10 protein-coding genes and 2 tRNA genes are annotated in these 11,753 nt (G+C 69.2%); 8 read left to right on the top strand and 4 right to left on the bottom strand.

The window, feature by feature from the left end; all coding sequences use genetic code 11:
* Positions 1-28: 28 nt before the first annotated feature.
* Positions 29-1,519 carry an amino acid permease gene (locus tag AB0J04_RS14275; protein ID WP_363168671.1) on the bottom strand — a complete coding sequence of 497 codons (1,491 nt, stop codon included), beginning with the start codon at positions 1,517-1,519 and terminating at the stop codon, positions 29-31.
* A 228-nt stretch (positions 1,520-1,747) separates the two neighbouring features.
* Here AB0J04_RS14275 and AB0J04_RS14270 point away from each other — a divergent pair, with 228 nt between their 5' ends.
* Both AB0J04_RS14270 and AB0J04_RS14265 read left to right on the top strand, forming a co-directional pair.
* On the top strand, positions 1,748-2,233 hold the full coding sequence (locus AB0J04_RS14270) for a ribose-5-phosphate isomerase (RefSeq protein ID WP_363168670.1): 486 nt from the start codon (positions 1,748-1,750) through the stop codon (positions 2,231-2,233).
* Positions 2,234-2,451: 218 nt separating this feature from the next.
* On the top strand, positions 2,452-3,258 hold the full coding sequence (locus AB0J04_RS14265) for a DNA-formamidopyrimidine glycosylase family protein (RefSeq protein WP_363168668.1): 807 nt from the start codon (positions 2,452-2,454) through the stop codon (positions 3,256-3,258).
* Positions 3,259-3,355: 97 nt separating this feature from the next.
* On the opposite strand, the gene AB0J04_RS14260 is transcribed toward AB0J04_RS14265, so the two are convergent.
* Positions 3,356-4,639 (bottom strand): GNAT family N-acetyltransferase, encoded by a 1,284-nt coding sequence (locus AB0J04_RS14260; RefSeq protein WP_363168667.1) that lies wholly within the window; start codon positions 4,637-4,639, stop codon positions 3,356-3,358.
* Between the two features lie 163 nt (positions 4,640-4,802).
* Between AB0J04_RS14260 and AB0J04_RS14255 the strand changes: the two genes are divergently transcribed.
* Together AB0J04_RS14255 and AB0J04_RS14250 are read left to right on the top strand one after the other, a co-directional pair.
* On the top strand, positions 4,803-5,987 hold the full coding sequence (locus tag AB0J04_RS14255; RefSeq protein ID WP_363168666.1) for a PP2C family protein-serine/threonine phosphatase: 1,185 nt from the start codon (positions 4,803-4,805) through the stop codon (positions 5,985-5,987).
* A gap of 29 nt (positions 5,988-6,016) precedes the next feature.
* Positions 6,017-6,466: an HD domain-containing protein gene (locus AB0J04_RS14250; RefSeq protein ID WP_363168665.1), complete on the top strand. Its 450-nt coding sequence runs from the start codon at positions 6,017-6,019 to the stop codon at positions 6,464-6,466.
* A 168-nt stretch (positions 6,467-6,634) separates the two neighbouring features.
* Here the strand turns inward: AB0J04_RS14250 and AB0J04_RS14245 are convergent, their stop codons facing one another.
* Positions 6,635-7,768: an acyltransferase family protein gene (locus tag AB0J04_RS14245; RefSeq protein WP_363168664.1), complete on the bottom strand. Its 1,134-nt coding sequence runs from the start codon at positions 7,766-7,768 to the stop codon at positions 6,635-6,637.
* A gap of 424 nt (positions 7,769-8,192) precedes the next feature.
* Between AB0J04_RS14245 and AB0J04_RS14240 the strand changes: the two genes are divergently transcribed.
* Positions 8,193-8,387 (top strand): hypothetical protein, encoded by a 195-nt coding sequence (locus AB0J04_RS14240; RefSeq protein ID WP_030779494.1) that lies wholly within the window; start codon positions 8,193-8,195, stop codon positions 8,385-8,387.
* 262 nt (positions 8,388-8,649) lie between these two features.
* Positions 8,650-9,165, top strand: coding sequence for a hypothetical protein (locus tag AB0J04_RS14235; RefSeq protein WP_363168663.1), 516 nt, complete (start codon positions 8,650-8,652; stop codon positions 9,163-9,165).
* 317 nt (positions 9,166-9,482) lie between these two features.
* Here AB0J04_RS14235 and AB0J04_RS14230 read toward each other — a convergent pair.
* Positions 9,483-9,553 (bottom strand) — tRNA-Gly (locus tag AB0J04_RS14230).
* Positions 9,554-9,733: 180 nt separating this feature from the next.
* Between AB0J04_RS14230 and AB0J04_RS14225 the strand changes: the two genes are divergently transcribed.
* Positions 9,734-9,810, top strand: a tRNA-Pro gene (locus tag AB0J04_RS14225).
* A gap of 238 nt (positions 9,811-10,048) precedes the next feature.
* Positions 10,049-11,452, top strand: coding sequence for a trigger factor (gene tig, locus AB0J04_RS14220; protein WP_363168662.1), 1,404 nt, complete (start codon positions 10,049-10,051; stop codon positions 11,450-11,452).
* Positions 11,453-11,753: the final 301 nt, after the last annotated feature.

Genomic DNA, 11,753 nt, shown 5'->3' with positions numbered 1-11,753 from the left:
ACCCCTTTCGCAGATCTCCCGAAGCGAGCTAGCTCACCTGTTCCTTCTCCACGTCCACGTCCACGTCCTTGCCCTTGTCATCGGCCGTGAGCCGGCCGCCCTGCTTGACGACGGCGATGACGACGACGACCGCGGCGACGAGCAGCGACAGCAGCACAGTCGTCCGCCCGCTGCTCTCCCCCTCGGTGTCGGTCAGCATGTAACCGAGGACGAAGACGATCAGCGCGGCCGTCGCCCAGGTCAGGTACGGGTACAGCCACATCTTCACGACCAGCTTCTCGGGCGCCTCGGCCTGGATGATCTTCCGCATCCGCAGCTGAGAGAAGCAGATCACCAGCCAGACGAACAGGGCCACGGCCCCGCTGGAGTTCACGAGGAAGAGGAAGACGGAGTCCGGGAACTTGTAGTTGAAGAAGACGGCAACGAACCCGAACGCGACGGAGACGACGATGGCGGCGAGCGGAACGCCCCGCCCCGTCGTCCGGGCGAAGACCTTCGGCGCGTCGCCCCGCTGACCGAGGGAGAAGGCCATGCGGGAGGCCGTGTAGAGCCCGGAGTTGAGACAGGACAGCACGGACGTCAGCACGATGAAGTTCATGATCTGACCGGCGTGCGCGATGCCGAGCGAGTCGAGGGCGGCGACGTAGGAGCCCTGCTCCGCGATGGACGCGTCGTCCCAGGGCAGCAGCGTGACGACGACGAAGATCGACCCGAGGTAGAAGACGCCGATACGCCAGATGATGCTGTTCGTGGACTTGGTGACGGCCCGCTGCGGGTCCTCGGACTCGCCGGCCGCCAGGGTCGCGATCTCGCTGCCCATGAAGGAGAAGACGACGAGCAGCACTCCGGTGAGGATGGCGCCGGGCCCGTTGGGCAGGAAGCCGCCGTGTTCGGTGAGGTTGCCCAGTCCGGCCTTGTCGCTGTCGACGCCGGGCAGCACACCGAAGACGGCGAGCCCGCCGATGACGATGAACGCGCCGATCGCGACGACCTTGATCCCGGCGAACCAGAACTCGAACTCACCGTAGGAGCCGACGGACACGAGGTTCGTGGCGGTGAGCACGACCATCACGATGAGCGCCCACCCCCACTGCGGGACGGCGGGAATCCAGCCTTCGAGGATCTTGGCGCCGGCGGTGGCCTCGACGGCCAGCACGACGACCCAGAAGAACCAGTACAGCCAGCCGATGGAGAACCCGGCCCAGCGGCCGAGCGCCCGGTCGGCGTGGGCGGAGAACGAGCCGGAGGTCGGGTTGGCCGCGGACATCTCGCCGAGCATCCGCATCACCAGCACCACGAGCGTGCCGACGAGAGCGTAGGAGAGCAGGATGCCCGGCCCGGCGGTGGCGATGCCGGAGCTGGAACCGACGAACAGTCCGGCGCCGATGACACCGCCGATGGCGATCATCGACAGATGCCGGTTCTTGAGCCCTGCGTGAAGTCCGGAACCGGGGTCGCCGGGTTCTCCGGGGCCTCCGGGGTCGCGATCGGCCTTGGTGAGGGTCGGCTGCGAAGTCATGGGGATGGCTTTCCTTTGCGCCGCGTGAGGGGAATCAGGTGGATCGACACGTATCGACATGTGGGGGGACGTACGAGCCGGTCCAGTGAATCCGAGGCGAATGGATTCAGGAACCTTTGATTCCGGATTGTTACTTGAGGTTTTCCTGAGCTTCTGTGGAATTGCCTACAGTTTTTGGACGCGGCACCCGGCGCTGCTACCCCGCAACACGCGTGTCACACTCATCCCATGCGCGTGTATCTCGGCTCGGACCATGCCGGCTTCGAACTCAAGAACCACCTCGTCGAATGGCTCAAGGAGGCGGGTCACGACCCCGTCGACTGCGGCCCCCACATCTACGACGCCCAGGACGACTACCCCCCGTTCTGCCTCCGCGCCGCTGAGCGCACCGCCGCCGACCCCGACTCCCTCGGCATCGTGATCGGTGGCTCCGGCAACGGCGAGCAGATCGCGGCGAACAAGGTGAAGGGCGTCCGTGCCGCTCTGGCCTGGAGCGAGGAGACGGCGTCGCTGGGCCGCCAGCACAACAACGCCAACGTCGTCGCGGTCGGCGCCCGCATGCACACCCAGGACGAGGCGACGAAGTTCGTCGAGACCTTCCTGGCCACCCCGTTCTCCGAGGACACCCGCCACATCCGTCGCATCGACATGCTGGCCACATACGAAACCACAGGCACCCTCCCGGAAATCCCGCCCCACCACCCCCAGCAGTAGCTCCCCTGAAGCGCAGACCCAAGGGCCGAGCCCCAGCCGCAGCGGAGGTTCGGGCCCCAGCCGCGGCGGAGGTTCGGGCCCCAGCCGCGACGCAGGGCGCAGCCCCGGCGGGGCGCAGGGGGTGGAGCCCCCGCATGGGTCCGGGGCGGAGCCCCGGACCAGCCCACTTTCCGACCCACCGAGTCGGGCGGGTGGGTGGGAAAGCAAGGGAGACCCAGGTGCCAGAAGGGCACACGATTCACCGACTGGCGCAGGACTACGCCCGCTTCACCAACCGGGCAACGCAACTCACCAGCCCCCAGGGCAAGTTCACCGACGCCGCCGCCCTCCTCACCGACACCCCCCTCACCCGCACCGAAGCCCACGGCAAACACCTCTTCCTCGGCTTCGCCGGCGACCGCTGGATCCACATCCACCTCGGCCTCTTCGGCAAGGTCAACTTCGGCCCGGCCCCCGCGCCCCCGCCCACGGACACGGTCCGCCTCCGCCTCACCGGCCCCACCTCCTACGTGGACCTCCGGGGCCCCACCACCTGCGCCCTGATCACGGACGAGGAGAAGCAGGCCATACACGCCCGCCTCGGCCCCGATCCCCTCCGCGCCGACGCCGACCCGCAGCTCGCCTACACCCGCATCTCCCGCAGCCGCACGACGATCGCCGCCCTCCTCATGGACCAGAAGATCATCTCCGGCGTGGGCAACGTCTACCGCGCGGAAGTCCTCTTCCGGCACGGCATCGACCCGTACCGCACGGGCCGGACCCTCGCCTCCGCCGAGTGGGACGCGATGTGGACCGACCTCGTCGACCTCATGCGCGAGGGCGTCCGCAACAACCGCATCGACACGGTCCGCCCGCAGCACACTCCGGAGGCGATGGGACGTCCGCCCCGCGTGGACGACCACGGCGGCGAGGTGTACGTCTACCGCCGTGCGAACCAGCCCTGCCACCTCTGCGGCGAAGCGATCCGCACGGCGGACCTGGCGGCCCGCAACCTCTTCTGGTGCCCGACCTGCCAGAAAGGCTGAGCCAAGCGACGGACCGCCCCGCCCCGCGACCGCCCGCCCCGGGCCGAGCCGCACCGCCCCGCGACCGCCCGGCCCCGGGCCGAGCCGCACCGCCCCGCTAGAACCCGTGCGGCAGCCAAGGCGCGGCAACCGCCCCGAACCCCACCGCCGCCTCCGTCAACGCCCCCTGCCTGAGCTCCCGCACCCGCCCGGCCGCGCCGAGCGCCCCCAGGCTCACCCCGCCGAGGTACGCCGCCCCCAGCTCCCGTACCGACAGAGCAAGATCGGCGGCATCGGACGTCCGCCCGCAGACCGCCCCCTTGGCGTCGCCGGACAGCCGCCAACGCCCCGAGTTCCAGGGGCAGAAGGCGTCCTCGACGTCCAGCACCACATCCACCGGCGTCTGGTACGTCCGCGCCTCCAGTGCCGCGCCGACGTCCACCAGCCGCACGTACAACGAGTCCCGCACCCGCAGCTCACACCGCCGGATGTCGGAGACGAGATGCTGCCACGCGTCGTCCATCGGCCGCCCCCGCACCTTCAGCGTGGTCGTGAGGTCGATCCCGAACAGGAACCGCCACAGCGCCGCCTCGGACACGTGATCGAGCCCCGTCAGGTCCTGGAGCAGCACCTGCCCGTTGTGCCCGCGGTCGGTCCACTCGGGCCGCACCCGGAAGCGGGCGTACCCGGTGACCTCGCCGTCCCGCTCGGCGAGCACGCACTGCAGCGGCGACGCACCGTTGCGCGCGCTCTCCGGGTCGAGCAGTCCCAGCCGCTCCCACCCGGGCCGCCGGGCGAGCATCCCGGCCCGATCGGGCACGGTCCGCGCGTACACCGTCTCGCACGCGTCGAGCGCCGCGGCGGGGTCGACGTACCGCAGCCGCACGCCGTCCGTGCCGGCCGGGACGGACAGCCGTACCCGGCCGGTGTCGATCTCGGCGTGCAGACCGAAGGTCGCCGCCGCGTAACCGAACCGTCCGTAGATGTCCGGCTCGGAGGCGGTGAGGGCGGCGAGCGGCTCGCCCCACTCCCGTACGTCGTCCAGCTGCCGCCGCATCATCGACGTCAGCACCCCGCGCCGCCGGTGCGTCGCGCGCACGCTGACCATCGTCACGCCCGCCGTGGGCACCGAGGCGCCGCCGGGCACCGTCAGCCGGAAGTCGAAGGCCCCCGCGGACCCCACACAGCCGCCTTCCGGATCGTCCCCGCCGTCCTCCTCCCACACCCCCAGGGAGCGTGGGAACGGGGTGAGCGCCCTCCACAGGTCCCGTTCCTCGACTGTCTCGCGCACTCCGCCGAAGGCACGCATCAGGGTGCCGTACCACTCGTCCCATTCGTCCGGCCGCAGCACCCGCGGACCGGTCGCCGATCGGGCCGCACCGCCCTTCGCTTCACTCGTCATGGACTCATGCCTAGCAGCCCAATGCAGGACGAGCCAGGGAATTTCTCCCTCTTCGGGGCGCGAGCGCTTTCCGTGAAGTTCACTGTGAAGTTGGGCCTCGGACGGGGGACAAGTGGGACCTCCCGTGCCAAGCGGCGGGTTCGATGGATAGGGTCCCGAACTAATGGCAGCAGGACGACAGCGGCGCGCGGAAGCCGAGACGTTCACGGCCCGGTTGAAGCACTTGTTGCACCGGGTCCGCACCGGCCTGCGCAGAAGCGCCGTGGACTACTTCCGCGGCGACGGCTCGGACTGGATCGCCCTGGCCTTCCTCCTCCTCACCGTCCCGCTGATCGCCGTCACCACGCTCGCCAACTCCGTGTGGTGCTCGCCGGCCGCCCTGGTCCTGCCGATCGTCGCGGGCGGTCTGCTGCTGCGCCCGTCGAGCCTGCTCGGCCTGTACGCGGCTGCGGCGACGGCCCTCATCGTGGAGTCGGTGCAGCTGGGGCCGTACACGGAGGGCCCGTCCAGAGTCACCCCGGGGGTGGTCCTGGTCGTCGCCGCCTGCGGTTTCTTCGGCCTCCTCATCGCCCAGTTCCGCAGTCGGGTCGGCGTGCCCTGGCGGCGCGGCGGCACCATGCTCTTCGACCTGCGCGAGCGCATCCGGGTGCAGAGCAAGCTCCCGAGCCTGCCGCCGGGCTGGCACCGCGAGATGGCACTCAGGCCGGCCGGCGGCCAGTCGTTCTCCGGTGACTTCGTCGTCGCGGCCCGGACGAACGGCGGCCGCACCATGGAGGTCGTCCTCACGGACGTCTCCGGCAAGGGCATGGACGCGGGCTCCCGGGCCCTGCTGCTCTCGGGCGCCTTCGGCGGTCTGCTCGGCTCCCTGCCCCCGCACGCCTTCCTCCCGGCGGCAAACGGTTACCTCCTCCGCCAGGACTGGGACGAGGGCTTCGCGACCTCCATCCACCTGGTCCTCGACCTCGACTCCGGCGACTACGAGCTCTACTCGGCCGGTCATCCGCCGGGCCTCCAGCTCAGCGCGGGCAGCGGCCGCTGGGAGGAGAAGGCCGCCGAGGGCCCCCTCCTCGGCGTGTACGACGGCGCCCAGTTCGACCCGGTGAAGGGCTCGCTGCGCCCCGGCGACGTGCTGATGCTCTTCACCGACGGCCTGGTGGAGACCTCCGACCGGGACATCGTCGAGGGCATCGACCGCCTCACCGGCGAGGCCGACCGCTATGTGGCCGGCGGCTTCCAGGGGGCCGCCTGGCACCTGATCGAGGCGGTGGCGAAGGACGTCAACGACGACCGTGCCCTGCTGCTGGTCTGCCGGGAGGGCCCGACGTCCCAAGCGGTGCCGCTGTCCTGAGCACTGCCGAGCTCTCCCGAAGGGGACCCATGCTCACCCTGTCCGAGGTCGAGGCCCTCGCCCGCGCCGCCCACGAAGGCCAGACCGACAAAGCGGGCCGGCCCTACGCCGAGCACCTCCAGGCGGTCGCGGAGGGTGTACGCGCGCGTGGCGGCGACGCCGACCAGATCGCGGCCGCCTGGCTGCACGACGCCGTCGAGGACGACGCCCTGTCCGAGGCCTGGCTGCAAGAGGCCCCGCTGAGCGACCGCACGAAGGCGGTCGTCCTGGCGGTCACCAAGCGGCCGGGGGAGCCCCCGGAGGCGTACGCGGGGCGCATCCTGGCCACACCGGGCGCCCTGCTGGTGAAACAGGCGGACCTGGCCCACAACGCGGACCCGTCCCGCCTGGCGGCCCTGGACGCGCCCACCAGGACGCGCCTGACCGAGAAGTACGCACGGATGCACACACTTCTCGGCCTGACGCCCCACCCGGGGTGAGGCCTAGGGGGCTTCTGATGGATCTCCGCGGGAGAAGGAGCGGCGTTCGGTGCGTGCTCTCGGTGTGCCGGGCGAGAGTCCTCGTAGCGGAGCTACTAGGGCTTTCGCCCGGTGCGGCGAGAGTGCGTGCCGGGCGTCGCGACGCCGCGGAGATCCATCAGAAGCCCCCTAGGCGCGGACCTTACTGCCCTCAACGCGCTGGGTCTCGCGCTGAGTCTCGCGCTCGCGGGCGAGTTCGGCGGCGTCCCGCTGGAAGGCCCACTCCATCTTCGGTTCGATCACGAACCGGAAGACCCGCCGCACGGGCGGGGTGCACAGCAGCGTGACGGCCACGGCCACGGCGACGCTGACGGCGATCTCGCCGAGCGGCCGGTGCAGCGAGGGGTGGTCGAACCAGCCGCGGTAGTCGGCGGTCTTGATCAGGAAGCCGTGCAGCAGATAGCCGTACAGCGTGCCCGCGCCGAGCGCCGTGAACCACATGCTGCGACCTGGCACCCAGGAGAAGAAGCAGGCCGTCAGCACCAGCGAACAGCCGAACAGGGCGAGCTGCATGACGGGTCCGGCCCACCAGGGCGCGCCCAACTCCTGCGCGGAGTCACGGTGGTAGAGCCAGGAGACGTTCATCCGCGGCACCGCCCAATAGGCGAAGGCCAGCGCGAGGGCGAACACCGGCACGGCCGCGATCCGCACCGAGCGGCGGCGCACCAGCCGGAAGTGCTCGGGCCTGAGGCACAGACCGAGGACGAAGTAGGGCAGGAACTGCAGAACCCGCTGGAGGTCCAGATCGTCGCCTATGTTCGGGGTGACGGCGGCCAGCATGGCGACGCCGAGCGCGAGCGGCAGCGGATGGCGGACGAGCTTCCAGACGGGGGTGGTGAGCCGCCAGACGAACAGCGCGCACAGGAACCAGGTGAGGTACCAGGGATCGAGGAGGCTGATCTCCTGGGTGGTGTTGTGGTCCACGACGCGCCGGAAGATCGGATAGGCGGTCTCGAAGACGACGTACGGCACGGCGACGCCCGTGAGCAGCCGCTTGAGCCGATGGGGACTCCCGTCGAAGCTGCGGGAGAAGAAGCCGGAGACGACGATGAACGCCGGCATGTGGAAGGTGTAGACGAACATGTACGCGGCCTGAAGCACCCGGCTGCCGCCCTTCAGCGGCTCCCAGGAGTGACCCACGGCGACCAGCACGATCGCCAGGTACTTGGCGTTGTCGAAGAACGCGTCACGTCTCGCGGAGGGCTGAGGGGACGGCGAGTGCGAGCGCGAACTCGGAACGACAGACGAAGCGGCGTGGAACATTCGAGGCACCCTAGCGTCGAGTGCGCACATTCGTAAAACGCCCCAGGTCATTCCTCGTTATTGCCCTTCGGGTGCAAAGCCGGAACGCATGCCTGGAACGTATGCCCGGATCGCAATGCACCCCTCTCGACCACCCAAACCGCCCAAGATGTCACGATTCATACCGACTAAAAGGTGCATAACGCCGGTTGTGTGTCAGTGGTTGACGTGCCTGCCGCCGCAATTCGAATTAGATGTACAGGCGTTGTGTGGGCATGGAAACGAACTTCCTCAATTCCCCTGTGCGGTATGCGATCCCATTGCCGTACGGCACTCTCGGCGGCGGAGCGCCCACGCGATGATGCGTCACGGGCAGCATAGGGAGGCCGTGTTGGTGGCACGATGGAAGCGGGAGTGCGGACCGACCGAGGGCGTGTGATCAGTTGTGGCCATTTCACTGTCAGTGGTGCTGCTGTTGGCGATCATCCTGGTGGTACTGATCAGAGGAGGGTCGATCAAGGCGGGACCGGCCATAGTCGCGATCCTGTTCGGCTTCTTCCTCGCCTCGACCGGCATGGCCCCGTCGATCAACCGCTTCCTCGACTCCCTCGCGGACACGATCAACTCGATCAGCTTCTGAGGCCCGCCCCTCGCCGAGTCCGGCCACGGCCACCGCCATGTGCCCGAACACGACGAGGGCCGTACAGAGCGGGCGACGGGAATCGAACCCGCTGTTCCCGCCTTGTCCCCTGGCATCGGGCACGCAGGTGAGCAGGATCACCTGCCTGTGACCACAGTCGTACTGGAGCGTCACTGTCTGCCCCCGTCCGTCGGCGTTCATGTCAGCACCGATGTCATCCCGGTTCGCCGCCCGCCCCGTGCGGTTCCGGTGGTCGCGGTCTGTGGCCTGTCGGGACCTCGTCGATACCCTGGACCCTGCCGTCGCGCAGGCCCAGTACCAGTACGGGCGCAGAACACTGCTGGTCGACGGCCTCTGGGGCACGATCGCCGACCCGGCCACCGCGCTCGACAACTTCTTCGAGGCGATCGACGACGGCGACCAGGCGTTCAGCGGCAAGCTGGTCGGCTCCCGCGTGCGGTTCGCCCCTGCCGGCTTTCACGGCGTTCTGATGGAGTGCCAGGACGCTGACCTCAAGAGCATGGGCTCGGTGAAAACACGCTCCGCCCCGGCGATACGAGTCCCGATCTGCGTCTTGGCCGACTACAGCATCGTGGCCGCCGTGGCGGTCGCCGACTCTCACCAAATCCGCAACGGCTCCCCCGGCCTGACTCGCTCCCAGGTGGCCGACCTGACCGCGGACCTCTACACATCGTCACGCACCAAGTACTGGCACGGCGTCTGTACTTGGTCGTACTGCAACGGCAAACGAAACGAACAGCCGGACGACGACTACTGACCTTGGCGTCATAGCGTCTGGGTCCTGTCGCGCATGGTGACACGGCCGAGAGGTCATGCCCACCTCGGACTGAGGCAGCCGTGGGTTCGATTCACGCCCCCCACGCACGCCACTACGAGCCCGCAGTCGGCGGTGGCGCCCCCTCCATCCCGGTGCCGGCCGATCCCCGCCGGAGGCATTGCCACGGAAAGCCAAGAAGAAGCAAGATCGAAAGCCCAAGAGGGCACGAGGGGGACACGGCGGGCTGATCGGAGCCCCCGGAAATGATCAGGGCCAGGTGGAGGAATGAACCTCTGACCTGGCCCTGATTCGTGAAGAGCGGGCGACGGGAATCGAACCCGCGTAGCTAGTTTGGAAGACTAGTGCTCTACCATTGAGCTACGCCCGCACAACGCGCGCCGCAGGTCGGTGGACCGCGGCACTGCCAGCATCGTAGCGGGTCGGCGCCGTGTGTCGCACACCCCGTTTCTCGCGCCCCGCTTCCCGGCCCCGCCGCGGCTCATCCTCGGGCTCGGCAAAAGCGACGGTCGGGCGGTCTGCGGGCATGTACCCTACGTCTCGCACCTGACGGGGTGTGGCGCAGCTTGGTAGCGCGTCCGCTTTGGGAGCGGAAGGCCGTGGGTTCAAATCCCGCCACCCCGACCACCGACCGACCACCGATCGACCGGTGACCGGCGATCGACCGGCAGTCGACCGACCAACAACCGGCCGCCTGTGCGGTCACCTCGCTTGATCGCCTTTGGGGCGTGTCCTCGCTGCCGTTACTATGCAAGCTGCACGCCCGTATGTCTCATCTCTCTTGAAGTCCTCCGGGCGGCGAATCCGCGGGAGCCGGTCTGGCTCCTGCAGAACCCAAGAAGTCAGCCCCCAAGGAGACCGAACCGTGAAGAGCGCCGTGGAGACCCTGAACCCGACTCGGGTTCGGCTCAGCATCGAGGTGCCCTTCGAGGAGCTCAAGGACAGCCTCGACGCGGCGTACAAGAAGATCAACCAGCAGGTCACGGTGAAGGGTTTCCGCAAGGGCAAGATCCCCGCCCGGGTCATCGACCAGCGCTTCGGCCGCGGTGCCGTGCTGGAGGAGGCCGTCAACGACGCGCTGCCGAAGTTCTACACGGAGGCCGTCAACGAGGCCTCGATCGACGTTCTCGGCCAGCCCGAGGTCGACATCACGGAGCTGAAGGACGGCGAGACGCTGAACTTCACCGCCGAGGTCGACGTCCGTCCCGCCCTCGAGCTTCCCGAGGACTTCTCCTCCATCGAGGTCGAGGTCGACGCCGTCGAGGTGTCGGACGAGGACATCGACAAGTCGGTCGAGCAGCTCCGCGAGCGCTTCGCCTCGACCTCCCCGGTCGAGCGTGCCGCCGAGGACGGCGACGTCGTGACCGTGGACCTGGAGGCCAAGGTCGACGGAGAGATCCTGGAGGACGGCGTCGCGAGCGGCGTCTCCTACACGATCGGCTCCGGCGAGCTGCTGGAAGGCATCGACGACGCCGTGAAGGGCCTGGAGGCCGGTGGCGAGGCCACCTTCACCTCCGAGCTGAAGGGCGGCTCGGCGGCCGGCAAGGAGGCCGAGGTCACCGTCAAGGTCACCCAGGTCGCCGCCCGTGAGCTTCCCGAGCTGGACGACGAGTTCGCGCAGCTCGCCTCCGAGTTCGACACCCTCGACGAGCTCAAGGCGGACAGCCGCAAGCGCCTCGAGAACATGAAGCAGTACGACCAGGCCACGCAGGCCCAGGAGCGCGTCCTGGAGAAGCTGCTGGAGCTCGTCGAGGTGCCCGTCCCCGAGAAGCTGCTCGAGGACGAGATCAACACCCGCAAGCACAACCTGGAGCACCACCAGCTCGGCCAGATGGGCCTCGACCTCGACAAGTACCTGGAGATCCAGGGCAAGACCGCCGAGGAGTTCGACACCGAGACCCGTGAGGCCGCGGTCAAGGGCATCAAGACCCAGTTCGTGCTCGACGAGCTCGTCAAGCGCGAGAAGCTGAACGTCAACCAGGAGGAGCTCACCGAGCACCTCATGCGCCGTGCCGCCTCCTCCGGCATGTCGCCCGACCAGTTCGCCCAGGCGGTCGTCGAAGGCGGCCAGGTTCCGCTCCTGGTCGGCGAGGTCGCCCGCGGCAAGGCGCTGGCCACGGTCGTCGAGTCCGCCACGGTGAAGGACACCAACGGCGAGGTCGTCGACCTGGACGACGAGGACGAGGTCGAGGCCGCCACCGAGACGGTCGAGGCCGTCGAGGGCGCTGCCGACGCCGACTCCGAGTCCGAGGAGAAGCCCGAGGCCTGAGCCTCGAGTCACCTCTGATGTTCTGATGCGCGTACGACGGGCCCCGAGGACTTCCTGTCCCGGGGCCCGTCGGCGTACCCGGGGCCCGCACGGGCCCGTGCGGGCCCCGGACGCGCCTACAGGGGCCTGCGAGGGTGCTACCTGGGGGCTACCCCGGGGCGCGGGCGGCAGCGATCCGCGGCCCCGCCGCGGGGGCGGCGGCTACGCCCCCGGCGAACACTCTCCTCTCCGGGATTCCCCGAAGGGGCCCGCGCGTTAGGGTCCATGAATACGAGGGCAGGGGAGTCCCCGTTGCCCCCGG

Source organism: Streptomyces sp. NPDC050263 (assembly GCF_040655955.1).
Classification (GTDB): Bacteria; Actinomycetota; Actinomycetes; order Streptomycetales; family Streptomycetaceae; genus Streptomyces.
This window is presented reverse-complemented; position numbering and strand designations above follow the sequence as displayed.